At 72.9% G+C, this 18327-nt stretch carries 20 protein-coding genes; 8 read left to right on the top strand and 12 right to left on the bottom strand.

Going from position 1 to position 18327, the window contains the following annotated elements; all coding sequences use genetic code 11:
• Window positions 1-10 precede the first annotated feature (10 nt).
• Both ABGB06_RS38125 and ABGB06_RS38120 read right to left on the bottom strand, forming a co-directional pair.
• Complete coding sequence (locus ABGB06_RS38125) at window positions 11-946, bottom strand: aromatase/cyclase (protein ID WP_347599839.1); 936 nt, start codon at window positions 944-946, stop codon at window positions 11-13.
• Between the two features lie 30 nt (window positions 947-976).
• Window positions 977-1234: an acyl carrier protein gene (locus ABGB06_RS38120; protein ID WP_347599836.1), complete on the bottom strand. Its 258-nt coding sequence runs from the start codon at window positions 1232-1234 to the stop codon at window positions 977-979.
• 158 nt (window positions 1235-1392) lie between these two features.
• Between ABGB06_RS38120 and ABGB06_RS38115 the strand changes: the two genes are divergently transcribed.
• Both ABGB06_RS38115 and ABGB06_RS38110 read left to right on the top strand, forming a co-directional pair.
• Window positions 1393-1827 carry a nuclear transport factor 2 family protein gene (locus tag ABGB06_RS38115; protein ID WP_347599833.1) on the top strand — a complete coding sequence of 145 codons (435 nt, stop codon included), beginning with the start codon at window positions 1393-1395 and terminating at the stop codon, window positions 1825-1827.
• A 241-nt stretch (window positions 1828-2068) separates the two neighbouring features.
• Complete coding sequence (locus ABGB06_RS38110; RefSeq protein ID WP_347599830.1) at window positions 2069-2833, top strand: AfsR/SARP family transcriptional regulator; 765 nt, start codon at window positions 2069-2071, stop codon at window positions 2831-2833.
• A 9-nt stretch (window positions 2834-2842) separates the two neighbouring features.
• Here the strand turns inward: ABGB06_RS38110 and ABGB06_RS38105 are convergent, their stop codons facing one another.
• From ABGB06_RS38105 to ABGB06_RS38095, 3 genes are read right to left on the bottom strand one after another with little or no spacing between them, the layout of a single operon-like run.
• Window positions 2843-3781 (bottom strand): alpha/beta hydrolase, encoded by a 939-nt coding sequence (locus ABGB06_RS38105; protein WP_347599827.1) that lies wholly within the window; start codon window positions 3779-3781, stop codon window positions 2843-2845.
• Window positions 3778-4245 (bottom strand): lipocalin-like domain-containing protein, encoded by a 468-nt coding sequence (locus ABGB06_RS38100; protein WP_347599824.1) that lies wholly within the window; start codon window positions 4243-4245, stop codon window positions 3778-3780. The genes ABGB06_RS38105 and ABGB06_RS38100 overlap by 4 nt, the downstream gene beginning before the upstream one ends.
• Window positions 4246-4250: 5 nt before the next feature.
• Window positions 4251-5396, bottom strand: coding sequence for an acyl-CoA dehydrogenase family protein (locus tag ABGB06_RS38095; RefSeq protein ID WP_347599822.1), 1146 nt, complete (start codon window positions 5394-5396; stop codon window positions 4251-4253).
• A 349-nt stretch (window positions 5397-5745) separates the two neighbouring features.
• Here ABGB06_RS38095 and ABGB06_RS38090 point away from each other — a divergent pair, with 349 nt between their 5' ends.
• The 5 genes from ABGB06_RS38090 to ABGB06_RS38070 are packed head-to-tail and all read left to right on the top strand — an operon-like array spanning window position 5746 to window position 12125.
• Window positions 5746-7026: a beta-ketoacyl-[acyl-carrier-protein] synthase family protein gene (locus ABGB06_RS38090; RefSeq protein WP_347599819.1), complete on the top strand. Its 1281-nt coding sequence runs from the start codon at window positions 5746-5748 to the stop codon at window positions 7024-7026.
• A complete protein-coding gene (locus ABGB06_RS38085) occupies window positions 7023-8324 on the top strand; it encodes a ketosynthase chain-length factor (RefSeq protein ID WP_347599816.1) in 1302 nt (433 codons plus the stop codon). The genes ABGB06_RS38090 and ABGB06_RS38085 overlap by 4 nt, the downstream gene beginning before the upstream one ends.
• Entirely contained in the window at window positions 8321-8995 is a 675-nt protein-coding gene (locus ABGB06_RS38080; protein WP_347599813.1) for a flavin reductase family protein, read from the top strand. The genes ABGB06_RS38085 and ABGB06_RS38080 overlap by 4 nt, the downstream gene beginning before the upstream one ends.
• Window positions 8996-9026: 31 nt before the next feature.
• Window positions 9027-10958 (top strand): NAD(P)/FAD-dependent oxidoreductase, encoded by a 1932-nt coding sequence (locus ABGB06_RS38075; protein ID WP_347599810.1) that lies wholly within the window; start codon window positions 9027-9029, stop codon window positions 10956-10958.
• 18 nt (window positions 10959-10976) lie between these two features.
• On the top strand, window positions 10977-12125 hold the full coding sequence (locus tag ABGB06_RS38070; RefSeq protein WP_347599807.1) for an acyl-CoA dehydrogenase family protein: 1149 nt from the start codon (window positions 10977-10979) through the stop codon (window positions 12123-12125).
• Here the strand turns inward: ABGB06_RS38070 and ABGB06_RS38065 are convergent.
• From ABGB06_RS38065 to ABGB06_RS38045, 5 genes are all read right to left on the bottom strand, one after another.
• Window positions 12092-13900 carry an alpha/beta fold hydrolase gene (locus tag ABGB06_RS38065; protein ID WP_347599804.1) on the bottom strand — a complete coding sequence of 603 codons (1809 nt, stop codon included), beginning with the start codon at window positions 13898-13900 and terminating at the stop codon, window positions 12092-12094. The genes ABGB06_RS38070 and ABGB06_RS38065 overlap by 34 nt on opposite strands.
• Window positions 13897-14481: a TetR/AcrR family transcriptional regulator gene (locus ABGB06_RS38060; protein ID WP_347599801.1), complete on the bottom strand. Its 585-nt coding sequence runs from the start codon at window positions 14479-14481 to the stop codon at window positions 13897-13899. The genes ABGB06_RS38065 and ABGB06_RS38060 overlap by 4 nt, the downstream gene beginning before the upstream one ends.
• Window positions 14482-14542: 61 nt before the next feature.
• On the bottom strand, window positions 14543-14959 hold the full coding sequence (locus ABGB06_RS38055; RefSeq protein WP_347599798.1) for a VOC family protein: 417 nt from the start codon (window positions 14957-14959) through the stop codon (window positions 14543-14545).
• On the bottom strand, window positions 14956-15315 hold the full coding sequence (locus tag ABGB06_RS38050; RefSeq protein WP_347599795.1) for a metalloregulator ArsR/SmtB family transcription factor: 360 nt from the start codon (window positions 15313-15315) through the stop codon (window positions 14956-14958). Before ABGB06_RS38050 ends, ABGB06_RS38055 begins: the two co-directional genes overlap by 4 nt.
• Window positions 15302-15736 (bottom strand): SRPBCC domain-containing protein, encoded by a 435-nt coding sequence (locus ABGB06_RS38045; protein WP_347599792.1) that lies wholly within the window; start codon window positions 15734-15736, stop codon window positions 15302-15304. The genes ABGB06_RS38050 and ABGB06_RS38045 overlap by 14 nt, the downstream gene beginning before the upstream one ends.
• Before the next feature lie 300 nt (window positions 15737-16036).
• Between ABGB06_RS38045 and ABGB06_RS38040 the strand changes: the two genes are divergently transcribed.
• Entirely contained in the window at window positions 16037-16384 is a 348-nt protein-coding gene (locus tag ABGB06_RS38040; RefSeq protein WP_347599789.1) for a hypothetical protein, read from the top strand.
• Here ABGB06_RS38040 and ABGB06_RS38035 read toward each other — a convergent pair.
• Both ABGB06_RS38035 and ABGB06_RS38030 read right to left on the bottom strand, forming a co-directional pair.
• On the bottom strand, window positions 16378-17163 hold the full coding sequence (locus tag ABGB06_RS38035) for an SDR family NAD(P)-dependent oxidoreductase (RefSeq protein WP_347599786.1): 786 nt from the start codon (window positions 17161-17163) through the stop codon (window positions 16378-16380). The two genes, ABGB06_RS38040 and ABGB06_RS38035, sit on opposite strands and share 7 nt — an antisense overlap.
• Window positions 17164-17265: 102 nt before the next feature.
• Window positions 17266-18213 carry an MBL fold metallo-hydrolase gene (locus tag ABGB06_RS38030; RefSeq protein WP_347599783.1) on the bottom strand — a complete coding sequence of 316 codons (948 nt, stop codon included), beginning with the start codon at window positions 18211-18213 and terminating at the stop codon, window positions 17266-17268.
• Window positions 18214-18327 lie beyond the last annotated feature (114 nt).

Genomic DNA, 18327 nt, shown 5'->3' with positions numbered 1-18327 from the left:
CCTGACCGGTTCAGGCCGCGACGGCGCCGGCTCCGGCCAGCGTGGCGAGGCTGTTGCGGCCGAGGGCCGCGCGCACCGTGGCGCGGGCGTCCGCGAGCGTGGCGTCGGGACCCAGCACCTCGGCGATCGCGTCCGGATCGACGGCCACCGTGTGCCGCGCGGTGGCCACCGGGCCCTCGGGACCCTCGGCGAACGTCCACTCACCGGCGTGTCCGGTCAGCAGCCGCGGCGTCCTGGTCTGCTTGTAGGCGATCCACTCGGGCGCCCGGCAGACCCGCCAGGACCGGGTGGTGTGCGCGGCCCCGTCCGGGGTGACGGTGTCCATCTCCAGGTCCTGGATGCCCGGCGGGTCCTCCACCAGGCGCACCCGGCGCACGTGCGGCAGCCGTTCCTGCCACAGGTCGGCCCGGTCCACGAAGGCGTAGGCGTCGGCCGCGGTGCCGCGCAGCAACACCGTGTCGGTGAAGGAGAAGACCAGCTCCCCGACCGGACGCGGCTGCTCCGCGAGCCGGGCCAGCGCCGCCAGTTCGGACGGGCTGTTGCGGTCCAGCGCCTCCCGGACCTTCGCGACGGCCGCGGGGTCGTCCTGCACCGCGCTGAACCGGTGCCGCAGCACCACCTCCGTCTTGCCTCCCGGCAGCTCGCGGAACAGCCAGGCGCCCCCCATGGTGGCCACCGGGGGCTGGCTGTGCACCTGCTGGAAGCGCACGTACCGGCGGTCGGGGGCCAGTACGCGCCGCGAGGTCCAGTTCGCGACCGCGCCGTTCACCAGGGCCCAGATCTCGAACAGCTCCGTCGTCTTGCTGCGTTCCAGGTGCCGCACCGCGACGGTGGGGCCGAACACGGCCGGCCAGCGTGTGACGTCGGCCACAAGGTCGTAGAGCACTCCGGAGGGCGCCGAGACGATCAGGGAGTGCTCGGCCTTGTGCAGGGTCGGTTGCCGCATGTGGGTGTCCTTACCTCTCAGCCGGAACGTTCAGCCGGCGGCCCGGGAGACGCCGTTCGCCAGCTCGAGGAGGGCGCGGGGCGTACCCGCCTCGGTGACCTCCTCGTCCGGCAGGTCCAGCCCGTACTCCCGCTCGATGCGGGCGGCCGTCTCCATCAGGGCCAGCGAGTCGTATCCGAGGTCGTCGAAGGGGGTGTCGAGGATGTCGCCGTTCAGGTCGACGGCGTCGTCCTCGCCGGCGCAGGCCACGAGGATGCGACGCAGATCGTCGATGCCGAGAGCTGCCATAGCGGTTGTCTCCTTGCTCGGTGCCGTGTTCCGAGCGTGCGGACCGCGGCTAGAAGGTCGCTGGAAGGGGTCTCGAACATCGGGCGAGAACCCCACCCGGCTTCGAGTGGCGACGACCACCGTCGGGCGAACCACCCGTTCGCGACCCGAGGAGCGGCATGACCGCCACGCCCCTGACCAGCACCGACCTGTACCTCCGGGTGCAGCACTTCTACGCCCGGCAGATGCAGGCACTCGACGAAGGGAGGTTCGGAGAGTACGCCGCCACCTTCACCGGGGACGGCACCTTCCAGCACACGCCGGGAACCGAACCGGCCGTCGGCCCCGAGCGGATCGAGGCCGAGCTCCACCGCTTCCACGAGCGCTTCCGCGACGACCCCGTGCGGCGGCGGCACTACTTCAACCAGATCGTGCTGGACGAGCTCCCGGACGGCTCGGTCCGGTCCACCGTCTACGCGCTGATCGTGCGTGTACGGCCCGGCGACCGCGTCCCCGAGGTCTGGCCCAGCTGTGTGGTACACGACATTCTGGAGGTGAATGACGATCGCATCCTGTTGCGTTCACGTGTCATCGGTTATGACCACCTTGAGTAGTCCCGGTGGAATCTCCAGCCCATCCCCGCACGGCGAAGCACTCTGCACGCTTTACCCGTCAGCAAGTCCGCGGGACGACAGTGGTAAGGCCCACCGACCGTCTCTGCGCCCACCCACATCGGGGGATGGACGTTGCCACCCTTAGCGAATTCATCGACAGCGGTGAGCAATTCACCCGGGCGAGACCAAGAGCACGACGATCGCCTTTGCCGACATTCGCTTAACAACGGAGGGAAATCGCATGAGATTCAATCTTCTCGGCCAGTTCGAGATCGTGACCAGAGACGGTCGGCCCTACTTCCTCAGCAGATCCAAGGTGAGCCAGCTGCTCGGACTGCTGCTCCTGCTGAACGGCGAGACCGTCAGCGCCGACACGATGATCCAGGAACTGTGGGGGGAGAACGTCCCGCGTAGCGCGCTCACCACGCTGCAGACGTACATCTACCACGCGCGGAAGATCTTCGCGGGTCTGCCGGACGGCGAGGCCGTCCTGGTGACCCGGCCCACCGGCTACGTCATCCAGGTCCCCGACGAGAACATCGACGTCGCGCTCTTCGGGCACCACGTCAGGCAGGCGAGATCCCTGCTCGACGACGGGAGCCCCGAGCAGGCCCTGACGTCCCTCGACCAGGCCTTCGAGCTGTGGCGGGGACCGGTTCTCGCGGGCATGCGGACGGGTACCGTGCTCGCCGGACATCTCACGTACATCGACGAGCTCCGGTACACCGCGACGGACCTCCACGTGGAGGCCAGCAAACGCCTGGGACGCTACCGGGAGATCATCCCCCGGTTGCGCCTCATGGTGGCCGAGAATCCGCTCAACGAGAGTTTCCATGCCCAGCTGATCAAGGCGCTGCACAAGTGTGGGCGGCGTGCTGAGGCATTACAGGCCTATCGCAACCTGTGGCGGATTCTCGACGTGGAACTCGGCGTGGAGCCCGCGCCCGAACTCCAGTTGCTGCAACACCAACTTCTCGCCAGGCGCATTGTTCACGAAAGGAGCTGAGCGTCTCCTTCACACACCGAGTCCCCGGCGTAGCGCGGCCATCTGGTCGGCCACCATCCGCTGGGAGACGGCCGCGTGGGCCAACCCGATGGAGGCGTGGAAAGCGCCCACGTAGTGCGTCACCTCGGTCTTCACCCCCTGTTGGATCAACCGATGGGCGAAGGTGATCCCCTCATCCCGGAGCGGGTCGTACTCGCAGACGCCGACGAAGGTCGGCGGAAGTCCGGACAGGTCAGCGGCGCGGGCGGGCGCCGCATAACCGTCCGGCCGCCCGTCGCCGAGATAGTGGCGCCAGCTCAGCAGCAGATTGGCCCGGTCCAGCATGGGAGTGTCCACGAAGGACCGGGCTGACAGCGAGTCGAGCCGGTCGTCCAACTGGGGGAAGAGCAGGTACAGGTAACACGTCGGCGGTCCGCCGCGGTCCCGGGAGAGCAGCGCGAGCCCGGCCGCCAGGCCACCGCCCGCGCTCAGGCCACCCACCCCGATCCGGTTCGGGTCCACGCCCAGTTCCCCGGCGTGTGCGGCGGTCCACTCCAGGGCCGCGTAGCAGTCGTCGAGACCGGCCGGGTACGGATGCTCGGGCGCCAGCCGGTACTCCGGCGACACCACCACCGCGCCGACCAGGTCGGCGATGCGGGTGCACTGCGTCACCGAGGTGTCCAGATCGCCCGTCACGAACCCGCCCCAGTGCGGGAACACCAGCGCCGGCGCCGGTTCGGACCGCTCGCTCGGCCGGTACAACCGCACCGTCAGCTTGTCGCCGCCGGGCCCGGGGACGGCCCGCTCCTCGACCAGCACCTCGGAACTCGGCTGGTACGGCGGCTGTGCGGCCATCACCTCCCGCAGCCGGGCCCGGGCCGTGACCGGGTCCCCGTAGTCCAGCGGACGCATCCGCGGCGCGAACGGCGCCAGTTCGGGGTCGAAGTCGTACGGTGGGGCGTCGCTCATCGCGGTTCTCCGTCCGCTCGTCTCCACGTCAGTACTCCGCGGCGGACACCGTCCGCGGTGCGTGCCGACCCGGTGAGGGTCAGCACTTCGTCGTCGAGCACGCAGTCCCGCACCTGCCGGGTGCCCAGCAGATAGCTGTGCGAGCTGACGGCCACCGTGTGCACGACCTGCCGTCCCGCCAGCCGCCAGCCGCCCGCGTAGCCCATGAACCGGGTGCCGGCCCGCGGCTCGGCGCCCGGTTCCGCGTCGTCGGTGCGCATCATGCTCACGGACATCCGGTGGTCCGCGCCGTACAGCAGCAGGCCGGCGGGCGCGGGACCGAGCGGGCCCTCGGCGGTGGCGCCGTCGGGCCCGACCGTCAGATAGGACTCCAGCCGCCAGGTGCCCACCAGGTCCCCGGGCGTCAGGTCGGCGTGCGGCGGCTCCGCGGACGAGGCGGCGCCGGCGCTCGTGGCTGCCGTCATCCCCGTCAGACCTCGATGACCTGGTGGCCGTAGGCGGTCGCGGCGGACTCCACCTGGAGCGCCTGGTGGCCGGCCATCGAGTTGACGTCGCGCCAGAAGCGCTGCACCGGGTTCGCCCTGGCCTGCCCGCTCGTGCCCACGCCGCGGAACAGCCGGTTGACCACGGTGACCGCCATGTCCGTGGCCACCGCGCAGTCCCGCCAGCCCCGCATGGTCAGCAGCGGGGTCATCGGGGAGACGTCGTCGAGCGTCGCCGAGGCGCGCTCCAGCATCAGGTCGACGGCGTCCAGCTCCGCGGTGCTGCGCGCCAGCGTCACGTCCTGGGACGTCCGGTTGAACGTCGGCATGCCGGCCAACGCCGGCTTCGGCTGCTCGGCCGCCGCCCGTATCTTCGGGGTGACGTGGCCCAGCCAGGCGCGCAGCGCGCCGCGCGCCGCGCCCAGCGCCGGCGTGGCGAACATCATCGTGGTCGCCTGCATCGGCACCGTGTGGCAGCGCGCGTCGGAGTCCACGGCGCGACCGACGAACAGGTCGTGCCTGCTGACCGTGCGCGCCTCGGGCACCAGCACGTCCTCGACGATCACCGTGTTGCTGCCGGTCGCCGCCATGCCCACGTTCTCCCAGGTCTCCCGCACCCGCCAGGCCGAACGGGGCACGGCGAGCACCCGCGGTTCGGGGCCCGATTCGCGCGGGACCAGCGCCGTCAGCAGGGCCCAGTCCGCGTGGTCGATGGCGCTGACGAACGGCCAGGTGCCGGTCAGCCGGTAGCCGCCGGCCACCGGTTCGGCCCGGCCTATCGGCGACAGCGCGGCCACCAGGAGGGCGTCGGGGCCGTCGGCCCAGACCTCGCGGTGGCCCTCCGCCGGCAGGTGCGCGGCCATCCGCCCCACATGCGAGGCCAGCGAGGCGCACCACGCCGTGGAGGCGCAGCCCTCGGCGACGGCGGCGACCGCGTGGTGCAGCTCGACGAAGGTGCCGGCGGTGCCGCCGCAGTCGGTCGGCACGAAGTGCCGCGCGAACCCGGCCTCGACCAGGGCCTTGACCACGTCGGGATCCAGCCGGCGGTTGGCCTCGGCGGCGGGGGCGGCCTCGGCGGCAGCCTCGCCCACCCCTCGTGCCGCCGACGACAGCGTGGTTGACGTCGCGTCCATCCGCATCGCTCCTCGGCTCGCGGCCCGCTGGGTGGGCCGGCTCCCCAGGAACGCTGGTCCTCCCGCATCGAAGACCGCTTGATCCTCGCTTGGGTCCGACCGCGCCGGCCCCGCGCCGGCCCCGCGCCGGCCCTCTTCTGGCCCCGCGACGGCCCCGGAACAGGGCACCGGTGGTCCCCTCGTGGAACATCCGACCGGGCTCCTAGCGACGTTCGAGCGACGCTTCGCAGGCTGACGAGCGTTCCGCGTGGCGCGCCGACCTCCACACAGGCGCCGGTGACCCCCTCAGGCCCGACCGAAAGGTTCACACGATGTCCGACGCAATGGCCGTGACCACGGGCGGTAGGCGATGAGCCGACGCGTGGTGATCACGGGGATCGGGGTGCGCACCCCGGGCGGCAACGGGCTCAAGGCGTTCTGGGAGCTGTTGACCTCCGGCCGCACCGCGACCCGTCGCATCACCATGTTCGACCCGTCCCCCTACCGCTCGCGGGTGGCCGCCGAGGCCGACTTCGACCCGGCGCACGAGGGGCTGACACCGCTGCAGATCCGCCGGATGGACCGCGCCTCGCAGTTCGCGGTGGTCTGCGCGCGCGACGCCATACGGGACAGCGGCCTGGAGTTCGAGGAGTTCGACCCGACCCGGGTCGGCGTCAGCCTCGGCAGCGCGGTCGCCGCCGCCACCAGCCTGGAACAGGAGTACCTGGTGCTGTCCGACAGCGGCCGGGACTGGGTGGTGGACCACCGCAGTCTCTCGCCGCACATGTTCGACTACCTGGTGCCCAGCGTGATGCCGGCGGAGGTGGCCTGGACGGTCGCCGCCGAGGGGCCGGTCAGCCTGGTGTCCAACGGCTGCACCTCGGGCATCGACGCCGTCGGGCACGCCCGCCGGCTCATCCAGGAGGGCTCGGCCGACGTGATGCTGGCCGGGGCCACCGACACGCCGATCACGCCGATCGTCGTGGCCTGTTTCGACGCCATCAAGGCGACCACCCCGCGCGACGACGAGCCGGACCGCGCCTCGCGGCCGTTCGACCGGACCCGCAACGGCTTCGTGCTCGCCGAGGGCGCGGCCATGTTCGTGCTGGAGGAGTACGAGCACGCGACCCGGCGCGGCGCCCACGTCTACGCCGAGATCTCCGGCTACGCCGCCCGCTGCAACGCATACCACATGACCGGGCTCAAGACGGACGGCCGGGAGATGGCCGAGGCGATCCGGGTGGCGCTGGACGAGGCCAGGCTCGACCCCACCGGCGTGGACTACATCAACGCCCACGGCTCCGGCACCAAGCAGAACGACCGCCACGAGACGGCCGCCTACAAGCGCAGCCTGGGCGAGCACGCCTACCGCACGCCGGTCAGCTCCATCAAGTCCATGGTGGGGCACTCCCTGGGCGCGATCGGATCGATAGAGATCGCCGCCTGCGCGCTCGCGATCGAGAGCGGGGTCATCCCGCCCACGGCGAACCTGCGGGAGGCCGACCCGGAATGCGATCTGGACTACGTGCCGCTGACCGCCAGGGAGGCGCGGCTGCGGAACGTGCTCACCGTCGGCAGCGGCTTCGGCGGCTTCCAGAGCGCCATGCTGCTCCGCGGCGTGTCGAGCCCGACGAGCGGAGCCGTGGCATGACCGGGGGAGCGGCGGCGCGGGGCGCCGCGGTCTGCGTCACCGGCATCGGCATGCTGGTGCCCGGCGGTCCCGACCTGGACCGGTACTGGGCGGCGGTGTGCGCCGGCGACACCGGGATCGGCCCGCTGGACCGTTTCGACGTGTCCCGCTACCCGGTCCGGCTGGCCGGCCAGATCCGCGACTTCGACGCCGCCGAACTCCTGCCGGGGCGGCTGCTGCCGCAGACCGACGTCTCCACCCGGTACGCCCTGGTGGCCGCCGACCGGGCGCTGGCCGACGCGGCCCTGTCCGAGGGCGCCTTCGACGACTACCAGATGGGCGTGGTCACCTCGAACGCCTCGGGCGGCTTCGAGTTCACCCACCGCGAGTTCCAGAAGCTCTGGTCCCAGGGCCCGGGCACGGTCAGCGTCTACGAGTCCTTCGCCTGGTTCTACGCCGTCAACACCGGCCAGATCTCCATCCGCAACGCGCTGCGCGGCCCCAGCAGCGCGCTGGTCGCCGAGCAGGCGGGCGGCCTCGACGCCATCGGCCACGCCCGCCGCACCATCCACGACGGCACCGCGCTGATGGTCACCGGCGGCGTCGACTCGGCCCTCGACCCCTGGGGCTGGGTCTCCCAGATCGCCAGTGGCCGGCTCAGCACCGCCACCGACCCGGCCCGCGGCTACCTGCCGTTCGACGCGCGCGCGAACGGTTACCTGCCCGGCGAGGGCGGCGCCCTGCTGGTCCTGGAGACCGAGGAGACCGCCCTGGCCCGCGGCGCGCCCCGGATCCACGGCGAGATCGCCGGCTACGCCGCCACCTTCGACGCCCCGCCCGGCTCCCCGCGACCACCGGGGCTGCGCCGGGCCGCCGAACTGGCGCTCGCCGACGCCGGCCTGGCACCCGACCAGATCGACGTGGTGTTCGCCGACGCCGCCGGCGTTCCGGAGCTGGACCGGGCGGAGGCGGAGGCCATCAGCGGGCTGTTCGGACCGCGCGCCGTGCCGGTCACCGCGCCCAAGACGCTGACCGGTCGGCTGTACTCCGGCGGCGGCCCGGTCGACGTCGTCTGCGCCCTGCTGGCCATCCGGCACGGCGTGATACCACCCACGGCCGGCACCGCCGAGGTGCCCGAGGACTACCGGATCGACGTGGTCACCGGTGCGGCCAGGACCGCGCCCGTGGCGTCGGCCCTGGTGCTCGCCCGCGGCAAGTGGGGCTTCAACTCGGCGATCGTGGTGCGCGCCGTGGCCGGCTCGCGTCGCGCCGCGCCGGTCCCCGCCTCCGCCGCCCCCGCACCGAGGAGCCGCACATGAACCACCAAGCCGAGCCGGCCGGCCACCCGGCCGCCGCACCGGTCGGCCGGACCATGCCGGTCGACGGGGACGTGCTGGTCGACGGGGGCCTGCTGGTGAGCGGGGAGGTGCTGCTCACCGAATGGGCCGCCGGCCCGCCGGCGGAGGCCGTCCGCCCGGACCGGGAGGCGGGGGACGCGCGGCAGGCGCACCGCATGGCGGAGGCGTTCAGGAACGCCATGGCCCGATTCCCGACCGGCGTCGCCATCGTGACCACGGTCGACGAGCACGACACCCCGCACGGCCTGACCGTCAGCTCCTTCTGCTCGGTGTCCCTGGACCCGCCGCTGGTGCTGGTCTGCCTGGCCAGGTCGGCCAGGTGCTTCCCGGTCTTCGCCCGCACCGGCGACTTCGCGGTCAGCGTGCTGCGCCCGCGCCACGCCGAACTGGCGCTGCGGTTCGCCGACAGCACGGCCGAGAAGTTCGGCCGGGGCGGCTTCGCCCGGACCTCCAGGGGCGGGGTGGTCGTCGACGACGCGCTGGCCACCGTCGAATGCAGGGTGGACCGCCGGCACCCCGCCGGCGACCACGTCATCCTCGTCGGCGAGGTGGTGGGCCAGCCGCTGGCCGACACGGGGACCCCCGCCGTCTACTTCGACCGGCGCTTCGCCGCGATCAGCCCGGCCCCGTGAGCCTGAGCCCCCATCACGAAAGGTGACCCAGATGTCCCCGAGCCGGCCGCCGCGGCCGCCCGCCGTCGACGACGAGACGTTGCGCCGCCGCCTGGCCGGCGCCGAGATCCCGGCCCTGCTGATGACCGTCGCCCATCTCACCGGCGACCCCTCGGTGCTGCGCGAGGACCTGCGCGCGCCCGGCTGGCTGTTCGCGCCGCAGGGCGGACTGACCGCCGAGCAGCAGGCCGAGGCCAGGGAGACCGCGTTCCGGGCGCTGGCCCGGCTGCGCGACCAGCCCGCCGGGCCGCCGGCGCCACCCGACCGCGAGCTGCTCCGCGCGATCACCAGCTGGGCCATGGGCGGCGACACCGAGGACCTGCTGCCGCTGCTCGCCCAGGAGATCGCGCTCCCCGAGGACGATCCGAAGGCGCCAGGATGGTCGATGGCCGAACTGCGCCCGGGCGGCGGCTTCCACGTCGCGATCATCGGCGCCGGCTTCAGCGGCCTGCTCGCGGGCTACCGGCTCGCCCAGGCCGGCGTGCCGTACGTGATCTACGAGAAGAACGCCGACGTCGGCGGCACCTGGTTCGAGAACACCTACCCGGGCTGCCGCACCGACGTCGCCAGCCACCTCTACAACTACTCCTTCGCCCCCAAGGCCGACTGGCCCGAACACTTCTGCCGGCATGACGTGGTCCACGACTACCTGCGGACCTTCGCCAAGGAGTCGGGCGTCGCCGACCGGGTGCGCTTCGGCACCGAGGTGACGGAGCTGCGCTGGGACGACGAACAGCTGCGCTGGCAGATGACGCTGGACGGACCCGGCGGCCGGCGGACCGTCACCCACCACGCGGTGGTGAGCGCCGTGGGCCAGCTCAACCGCCCCCGGCTGCCGGACATCCCGGGCCGGGACGACTTCGCCGGCCCCGCCTTCCACTCCGCGGCCTGGGACCACACCGTGTCGCTGGCGGGCAAGCGGGTCGCCGTGATCGGCACCGGAGCCAGCGCCTACCAGCTCATCCCGGAGATCGTCGACACCGCCGCGGAACTCGTCGTCGTCCAGCGCAACCCGCCCTGGCTGCGGCCCACGCCGCACTACCGGCATGCCGTGTCCGAGGACGCCAGGTGGCTCTTCGCGCACCTGCCCTACTACACCCAGTGGTACCGGTTCTGGCTCTTCGCCCCGGGACTGCGCGGCATCCTGGAGGGCTGGGTCGTCGACCACGACTACCCGCCCACCGAACAGGCCGTGTCCCAGCTCAACGACCAGCTGCGGGCCACCCTCCGGGCGGCGATGGAGGCGCAGCTCGCCGACGCCCCGGAGGACCTGCGCGCGGAACTGCTGCCGGCGCTGATCCCGCGGTACCCGGTCGGCGCGAAGCGGGTGCTGCGCGACGACGGCCGCTGGATCGCCACGCTCCGGCGCGACGACGTGCGGCTGGTGACCGACCCCGTCGAGCGGATCGACGCGACCGGCCTGGTCGCCGGCGGCCGGCACCACGACGTCGACGTCATCGTCTACGCCACCGGCTTCGAGGCGTCGCGCTTCCTCACCCCGATGACGGTGCGCGGACGCGACGGCAGGGACCTGCACACGTACTGGAACGGCGTGCCGCGCGCCTACCTCGGCATCACCGTGCCGGGCTTCCCCAACCTCTTCACCCTCTACGGACCGAACACGAACCTGGTCGGGCAGGGCGGCAGCATCGTCAACTTCTCCGAATGCGCCACCGGATACGTGCTGGACGCCGTCCGGCTGCTGCTGGCCGGCGACCACCGCGCGCTCGACCTGCGCCAGGAGGTGCTCGACCGCTACCAGGAGCGGGTCGAGGACGGAAACGCGAACCGCGCCTGGGGCTGGACCTCGGTGTCCGGCTGGTACAACGAGGGCGGCCGCTCGGTCGTCAACTGGCCGTTCACCGCAAGGGAGTACTGGGAGCTCACCAGCACCGTCGACCCGGACCACTACGAGACGCTCTGAGGACCGTGAGGTGACAGCATGACCGAGTCCAGCCGGGCCGGCCGGGGCGGCGGGGACACACCGCTGCTGGCGGCCGCCCGCGAGATAGCCGCGTCCGCGGCGGCCCGCGCCGTCGACACGGACGGCGAACGCCGCCCCAGCGACGACGCGATCAAGGCGATGCGCGACGCCGGGTTCATGCGGCAGTTCGTCCCCGAACGGTTCGGCGGCCGGGCCGGCACGTTCCGCGAACTGCTCCCGGCGGTCACGGCCATCGGTGAGCGCTGCCCCGCGACCGCCTGGCTCGCCTCGCTGTTCGCCAGCACGCCGCGATGGATGCCGTTCTTCCCCGAGGCGGGCCTGAACGAGGTGTGGGCGGCCGGGCCCGACGCGGCCGTGGCCGGCTCGGTGATCCCGTTCGGCGAGGCCGTCGTCGACGGCGACGGGCTGCGGGTGTCAGGACGGTGGCCGTACATGAGCGGCATCGAGTTCTCCGACTGGGTCATCGTCTGCCCCAGGGTGGCCGGCGGCGAGGGGCCGCCCCGGCTGAGCCTGGTCCTGTTCGAGCGGTCGGCGTGCGAGATCGAGGACACCTGGCACACCGTCGGCATGCGCGCCACCGGCAGCCACTCCGTCGTGCTGAACGACGTCTTCGTGCCCGCCGAGCGCATCGTGGACCGCGCCACCGTCTTCGCCGGGCGCGGTTCACTGGCGCCGCTTCCCGCGGCCAACGGCCTGACGTTCGTGGTGCCCGCGCTCGGCGCGGCGCGCGGCGCGCTCGACCTGCTCACCGACTTCCTCGCGCGGCGCACCCGGGGCGTCTCGGCGACCCCCGGGCTGCCGGGACCCGGCGGCAACCTGGCCACGTACGACATGGTGCTCGCCAGGTCGGCCGCCGAGATCGACTCCGTCGCGCTGCTGCTCGACCGGGTCGCCGAGGTGGTCGACGGCGGCGAGATCACGCCGGCGCTGATCGCGCGCAACGCCAGGGACAGCGCGTACGCCCTGGAACTGCTGACCACCGCCACCAACCGGATCTTCCGCACCGCGGGCACCAGCGGCCAGGTCGCCGACGGCCCGCTCGGCCGGCTCTGGCGGGACGTCAACTCGATGGCGACGCACCAGGCGCTGCAGTTCGAACCGGTGGCCCGCGGCTACGTCAGGAGCCTCTTCGAGTCCAGGGACTGAGCGACGGGCGCGCCGACAGCGGACGCGACCTCGTCCGGATGCGTCAGCTGCGGATGATGGCCGGCGCCGGCTGTCACGGTCACCCGGGCCCGGGGGAGCGCGTCCAGCAGCGCGCGACCCTCGGCGCCGAGCGGATCGTCGGACCCGACGACGACGTGCACGGGTCCCGGGTAACGGCGCAGCGCGGCCCGCAGGTCGGCGCGCCACCGCGGTCTCGCCGTGGCGGCGAGGAGCCGGGCGGCGGTGGCCGCGACGGCGCCGCGCCGCAGGTCGGCCACGCTCGACGCGAGCTGCGCGGCGTGCGCGGGGTCTCCTGTGAGCCGTTCGGCCAGCACCGCGGCGGTCACCCGGCGCAGGTACCAGCGCGTCAGCGGCGACCACCGGACGATCCGCGCCGGGCGCTCCTGGAGGAAGAACGGCGCCACCAGCGTGAGGCGTTCCACCGCGCCGGGGTGGGCGGTCGCGGCCTCGACGGCGGCCGCCGCGCCGATCGAGTGGCCCACCAGATGCCGGGCACCGGTCTCGGCCACCAGCGCGGCCAGCCAGTCCGGCCAGTCGTCCGGGCTCCCGGCGCTCATCCCCAGACCCGGCAGGTCCACGGCCCGTGCGCGGCCCAGCGCCGCGACGACCGGCGCCCAGGTGTCGGCGTTGACCGGCAGGCCCGGTAGCACCACCGTGGGTCCCTCCGGCTCACCCAGCTCGAACGTCCGCACCCCGCCGGGCGCGGTGAACCGCCGCTCGCCGGCGGGCGCGTCCCCGAACCGACGGGCCGCCAGATGGTCGGCCCAGCGCCGGATCGTGGTGGCGGTGTCCGGCCTGGCCAGCCCGTGGCGGGCGGCGAACTCCCGCGCCGACGCCGTCGGATAGCGGTCGCTCGACAGGAAGGTCAACGTCTCAGGCTCCGCCCCGGTCAGCCGCCGGGGCAGACGCCTGATCAGTGACACCGGGACGCGCAACCTGGGTGCCCGCACCCGGTAGTGCCGGGCGACGAGCCCGATCAGGTCGGGCAGCACCGGCGTCTCGTCGTCGAGCAGCCAGAACGCGGCGCCCTCCGCGCCGCCGTCCTCGGGCAGCGCGACCATGAACCGGGCGAGATGGTCGGCCGCGACCACGGGGACGAACGTCCGGTCGTTCCCCGGCACCGCCGGTAGCTCGCCCCGCCAGAGGTCCCGCAGCATGGTGGCGAGCCCGAGGTACTGGTCGGACTCGCCGGTGACGCTGTCCCCGACGACGCTGGCCGGGTTGACGACGGACCAGGGCACGCCCGCCCGCTCGGCCGTCGTTCGGAACACGGCGTCCGCCTCGACCTTGGACGCCTCGTACGCGCCCAGGGCCTGGTAGGTCGCGCGCCGCCGTTCCTCGTCCCAGGGCGCGGGATCCTGCCCGCCGACGCGGTACCCGGAGACGTGGACCAGGCGGCGCAGCCGCGGCAGCCGCGCGGCCAGGGCGACGACCGCGCGGACGCTGTCGACGTTGGCGCGCCGGGCCTCGTCCGCCGACATCCCGAACCGGTAGGCCCCGGCGCAGTTGTAGATCTCGGTGACGTCGTCGCCGGCGTCGTCGAACGGCGACGTCCGGGCGAAGTCCACCCGGAGCTCGACCGGAGCCTCGTCGTGCCCGTGCTCGGCCAGCCACCCGACCAGCCGCTCGTACGACTCGCGGCTCCGGGAGGCCGCGCTCACCCGGACGCCGGCCCGGCCGAGCGCGAGCACCACGTGGCGTCCGACGAAACCGCTGGCGCCGAGCACCAGCGCGTGCCGATCCCCGGCGCTCATGCCGCGCCCCGGTCCAGCAGCACCGTGAGCGTCTCGGCGGCGCAGCGCAGCGGCTCGGTGGATCGCTGGGCACGCGACAGGATCACCGCGCCCTCCACCATGCTGACCGTGGCCGTCGCCAGAGCACGGGCGTCCTGACCCGGCCGGCCGTCCGCGACGAGCAGTTCGGTCACGGCCTCGATCCACGACCCGAACGCGTTCGCGCAGGCGTCCCGCAGCCGTGCGCTGCTGGCGCCCATCTCCAGCGTCACCACGGAGACGGGGCAGCCCAGTTCGAAGTCGCCGGCGTCGAGCAGCCCCGCCAGCGCGTCGATCACCCGCCGCACCACCTCGCCCGGCGTCGCGCCCTCGGCCGCCGCGTCGGCGACGAGGGCGCCGAACCGCTCGGCGGCGAGCCCCACGGCCCGCTCCCCGAGCGCCTCCTTCCCCTGCGGAAAGTGGAAGTACAACGACCCCTTCGGGGCGCCCGCGTGCTCCACCACCGTGTTCAGTCCGGTCCCGCTGTACCCGTGCCGCTGAACGAGCTCAAGCATCGAGTCCACCAGCCGCGCGCTGGTCCTGGCTCCCTTGGTTCCCACCATGGGCTAATAATAGACCGGTCTATATATTCTGGCGAATGCCAGGGGCTCGCCGGACCGGCCGTCACGGACCGTCAGGTCCACCGCCTTCCTCAGTAGGCGTCGTCGGGCGCCGGACGATGTGCGGGATACCGACGGGATTGCAGATCCAGTGGGCGTTCATTCCGGATGGAAGCGGCTCGAGTTCGTCCTGGGCGGCGATGCCGTGTGCGGCGAGGTGCGCGGTCGCCTGGTCGACGTCGTCGGTGAACAGCTCCAGCCACAGCTCGGCGCGGGAGTAGTTGTCGACACGGTCGAGCCACAAGGTCACCGGCCCGAACCGGACCGAGGCGCTCTGCGCGACGCCATCGGCGACGGCCTGACCGCTCGCGTCGGTCACCTCCATGCCCAGTACGTCCCGATAGAAGGCGAGGCTGCGGTCGAACTGGGCCTTGGGAAGCTTCATGGCGATGTTGTGGCCGCCACGGAACGTCGGGCTCATGATTCGTTCCCCTTTGTTCGGTCGAGATGGTCAACCAGGGCGGTCAGGTGGCTGTCCCAGTCGCGTGCGAGCGCGGCGAGGAACGACTGGGCCACGGCCACCGGTCCGGCTTGGAGGCGATAGCGGATCCGGCGCCGCTCCCCGGCCTCGGGCCGGACCAGTCCGGTGTCGGCCAGCAGGCCGAGGTGTTTGGCGATCGCCTGCCGGGAGATGGGCAGCCGGCCGGCCAGGTCGGTCGCGGTCGCCGGTCCGTGCCTGGCGAGTTCGGCGAGGATGCCGCGTCGGGTGGGGTCGGCCAGCGCGGTGAAGACGTCCTGGGCGATCGACTCGGCATCGGGGTGGTCAGGCGGCGGCATCGAGATACTCGGCCAGCTCGGCCAGCTCCGTGCGCCAGCCCGTGACATTGCCCTCGTAGGCGTCAGTCAGCTCGTCGGGCAGCTGGGCGAAGCCGGTCTCCACGACCGTGAGCCGGGTACCCGCGGGGGCCGCCTCCAACGTGAACTCCACGTGGGTGCGGCGCGGGTCGGACGGTGGCAGCCCTTCGATCGCCCATCGGTAGGAGAACCGACGGGGCGGATCGACGGCCTGGATCCACAGGGTGTGTTCCTCGCCGTCGTCCCACCGCACCCGGGCCTGGCCGCCGGGGCGCAGATCGTCGATCTCGGCGCTGGAGCCGAACCAACCACCGAGACCTTCGGGCGTGGTCAGTGCCGCCCAGACCTTCTCGGGCGGGTGATGAAGTTCGAGCACGCGCTCGATGCGATCCGGTACGGGCATTCGACTCTCCTGGTATAGCAACTAATCGATTGCTATACAGTAACGCAACTGCTGGGTTGCGGCAAGTTTCGAGGCCGAGAAGAGCCAGGTGGGCACAGTGGTGACGTGAACGGAGTCGAGAACCCCCCGGGCGTCAGGAGCTTGCGCATGCCGAACCGGTGACCGGCATCAGGGTCGAGCGTGAACCCGCCGCCGGGACGCTCCCGCTCTCGGACGCCGACGCACTCGGCGTGCCCGCCTGCGGCTCGGCGAGACCGAGGGCCGCGGCTACGTGCTCCAGCTCTTCGACTGCCACCCGCCGTGCATGCGGCACCCGCGCCCGGCAGCCGATGCCCGGGCCGGCCGCTCAGCCGGCCACGGCGCCGCCGTGGCCGGCTGCCGCGCTGGACGGCGGCCGGCTACACCCCGTATCCGCTGGCCGACAGCTACGACGATGATCCGCAGTCCGGGCACCGGGCGGTGGCCGACCGGTTCCGGGAGTGGGGCGAGCCGGTGCGCGGCCGGCGCGCCGTGCCGCGTGTCCGGATGGGCAGGACACTCGCCGCCTACCGTCGGAGCGTCAACCTGCGGTCCCGACCCGAACCGCTCCCCGCCACGACGGCGTGTGGCCACTCCGCCGGGCCGGGCCGGCAGGGCTTCGCTCAGTAGTTGCCCAGCCCGCCGCAGACGTTCAGGGCCTGGGCGGTGACCGCGGCGGCGCGGTCGCTGATCAGGTACTCGACCATGGCGGCCACCTCGTCCGACTCCACGTACCGCTTGATCGGCACCCGGGTGGTGATCCGGTCGAACGCCTCCTGCGTCGAGACGCCCCAGATGTCGGCGTAGTGCTCGCGGACCCGCTCCGCCATCGGCGTCTCCACGAACCCGGGGCAGACGGCGTTCACGGTGATGCCCGTCGTCGCCAGCTCCAGGCCGAGCGCCTTGCTCAGGCCCACCACCCCGTGCTTGGACGCCGAGTACGGCACCGCGTGGATCACGCCCTGCTTGCCGCCGGTGGACGCGATGTTGATGATCCGGCCCCAGGGCAGCTCGCTCATCCGACCGTCGGTCAGCACGGCCTTGGTCATCAGGAACACGCTGTTGAGGTTCGTGTTGATGACGTCGTACCAGAGCTCGTCCGGGATCTCCGCCGTGGTGCCGCCGCCGGGCCGGCCGGCGTTGTTCACCAGGATGTCGATCGGCCCGTAGCGGTCCACGGCCGCCCGCACGAAGTCCCGCACCCGCTCGGGCGAGGTGACGTCGCACGGCGTGCCGTCCACGTCGAGGCCCCGCTCCTGCAGGGACTTCACCGTCTCGGCGAGCACCGTCTCGTCCCGGGCGCACACGTACACCCGGGCGCCGCCCTCGGCGAGCCGCTCGGTGATGGTCAGGCCCATTCCGCTGGTGGCGCCGGTGACGATCGCCACGCGCTGCTCGGATCGCGTCATTGTTCTTGTCCTCTCGCCGGACCAAGGGATGTCCCCCAGGTTGGGCCGGGGCGCTCGAAGTCCGGTCGAAGGAGACTGGTGGCCGAGCGGCGGACAACGGGCTCAGGCGTGACAGGCCGGCAGGCCGCCGTGGTGGGTGACCATCTCCCCGAACATCAGCCGCATGTCCAGCGGTTCGCCGGCGGCCAGGCCCCGCTCCTCGGCGTAGGCGCGGTGCAGGTTGGGCACCAGCCGCTCCGCGTCCAGCAGTTCGGCGTACTCGCCGAGGTCCGCCTCGGCCGCCAGCTCCAGCGGGGTCAGGCCGGCCGCCAGGCCCTGGGCCGCCAACTCCCGCAGCCAGCGCAGGTACGCCTCGGTGGCGTCGAGCAGTTCCGGGCCCGCCACCGGGCCGTGGCCCGGCACCACCGTCCGCGCGCCCAGCTTCCGCAGCCGGGCCACCGCGGCCAGCGATCCGGACACCGAGCCCATCGGCACGAACGGCGTCACTCCGGCCATGGTCAGGTCGCCGGTGAACAGCACGGAGCGCTCCGGCAACCACACCACCGTGTCGTCCGTGCCGTGCGCCGGGCCGACGTGCAGCAGCTCGACGCGGAGCGAGCCGGCGTGCAGCGTCAGCCGGTCGGCGTAGGTGACGGTGGGCGGGCGCAGGCACAGCTCGCCCCACTCCACCTCGGGCCACAGCGTCGTCAGGTGCAGCCCGGTGGCGGCCACCAGGGTCCTGGTGTTCTCGTGCCCGACGACCACCGCCTCGGGGAAGACGAAGTTGCCGAAGGTGTGGTCGCCGTGGAAGTGGGTGTTGACCACCGTCCGCGGTGGCCCGCCGGCCACCCGGAGCACCGCCTCGCGCAGCCGCCGGGCCCGCCCCTCGGTGGCCGCGGTGTCCACCAGGACGGTGTCCCCGCCGTTCCCGCCGTTCCCGCGGGCCCCGTCGTCCACGACGATCCCGGCGTTGCTCAGGCACCAGCCACCCGGCGGCTGGACGTGCGCGAAGACGTTCTCCGCGACCTCGGTCAGGCGGGGCGGAAGGGCTGTCGTCGGATGCGTGCTCACGGGCCCTCCTGGGGATCGTCGACCGGCTCCCGGAGCGTGCCAGCCGCCGGTCGAGGACCGCTGGGAATCCGCCGGAAGCGGTCACCGGAAGCGGCCGGCGGAAGCGGAGGAGCT

The sequence above is a fragment of the Streptomyces sp. B6B3 genome (assembly GCF_039871525.1).
In the GTDB taxonomy this organism is placed as follows: domain Bacteria; phylum Actinomycetota; class Actinomycetes; order Streptomycetales; family Streptomycetaceae; genus Streptomyces.
Note: the sequence above shows the minus strand (reverse complement) of the source record. Positions and strands in the feature narration are given on the sequence as shown.

What these genes read in the sequence shown, in the direction of transcription:
- ABGB06_RS38125 (WP_347599839.1), bottom strand. Translation starts at nt 946, where the DNA reads ATGCGGCAACCGACCCTGCACAAGGCCGAGCACTCCCTGATCGTCTCG.
- ABGB06_RS38120 (WP_347599836.1), bottom strand. Translation starts at nt 1,234, where the DNA reads ATGGCAGCTCTCGGCATCGACGATCTGCGTCGCATCCTCGTGGCCTGC.
- ABGB06_RS38115 (WP_347599833.1), top strand. Translation starts at nt 1,393, where the DNA reads ATGACCGCCACGCCCCTGACCAGCACCGACCTGTACCTCCGGGTGCAG.
- ABGB06_RS38110 (WP_347599830.1), top strand. Translation starts at nt 2,069, where the DNA reads ATGAGATTCAATCTTCTCGGCCAGTTCGAGATCGTGACCAGAGACGGT.
- ABGB06_RS38105 (WP_347599827.1), bottom strand. Translation starts at nt 3,781, where the DNA reads ATGAGCGACGCCCCACCGTACGACTTCGACCCCGAACTGGCGCCGTTC.
- ABGB06_RS38100 (WP_347599824.1), bottom strand. Translation starts at nt 4,245, where the DNA reads ATGACGGCAGCCACGAGCGCCGGCGCCGCCTCGTCCGCGGAGCCGCCG.
- ABGB06_RS38095 (WP_347599822.1), bottom strand. Translation starts at nt 5,396, where the DNA reads ATGGACGCGACGTCAACCACGCTGTCGTCGGCGGCACGAGGGGTGGGC.
- ABGB06_RS38090 (WP_347599819.1), top strand. Translation starts at nt 5,746, where the DNA reads ATGAGCCGACGCGTGGTGATCACGGGGATCGGGGTGCGCACCCCGGGC.
- ABGB06_RS38085 (WP_347599816.1), top strand. Translation starts at nt 7,023, where the DNA reads ATGACCGGGGGAGCGGCGGCGCGGGGCGCCGCGGTCTGCGTCACCGGC.
- ABGB06_RS38080 (WP_347599813.1), top strand. Translation starts at nt 8,321, where the DNA reads ATGAACCACCAAGCCGAGCCGGCCGGCCACCCGGCCGCCGCACCGGTC.
- ABGB06_RS38075 (WP_347599810.1), top strand. Translation starts at nt 9,027, where the DNA reads ATGTCCCCGAGCCGGCCGCCGCGGCCGCCCGCCGTCGACGACGAGACG.
- ABGB06_RS38070 (WP_347599807.1), top strand. Translation starts at nt 10,977, where the DNA reads ATGACCGAGTCCAGCCGGGCCGGCCGGGGCGGCGGGGACACACCGCTG.
- ABGB06_RS38065 (WP_347599804.1), bottom strand. Translation starts at nt 13,900, where the DNA reads ATGAGCGCCGGGGATCGGCACGCGCTGGTGCTCGGCGCCAGCGGTTTC.
- ABGB06_RS38060 (WP_347599801.1), bottom strand. Translation starts at nt 14,481, where the DNA reads ATGGTGGGAACCAAGGGAGCCAGGACCAGCGCGCGGCTGGTGGACTCG.
- ABGB06_RS38055 (WP_347599798.1), bottom strand. Translation starts at nt 14,959, where the DNA reads ATGAGCCCGACGTTCCGTGGCGGCCACAACATCGCCATGAAGCTTCCC.
- ABGB06_RS38050 (WP_347599795.1), bottom strand. Translation starts at nt 15,315, where the DNA reads ATGCCGCCGCCTGACCACCCCGATGCCGAGTCGATCGCCCAGGACGTC.
- ABGB06_RS38045 (WP_347599792.1), bottom strand. Translation starts at nt 15,736, where the DNA reads ATGCCCGTACCGGATCGCATCGAGCGCGTGCTCGAACTTCATCACCCG.
- ABGB06_RS38035 (WP_347599786.1), bottom strand. Translation starts at nt 17,163, where the DNA reads ATGACGCGATCCGAGCAGCGCGTGGCGATCGTCACCGGCGCCACCAGC.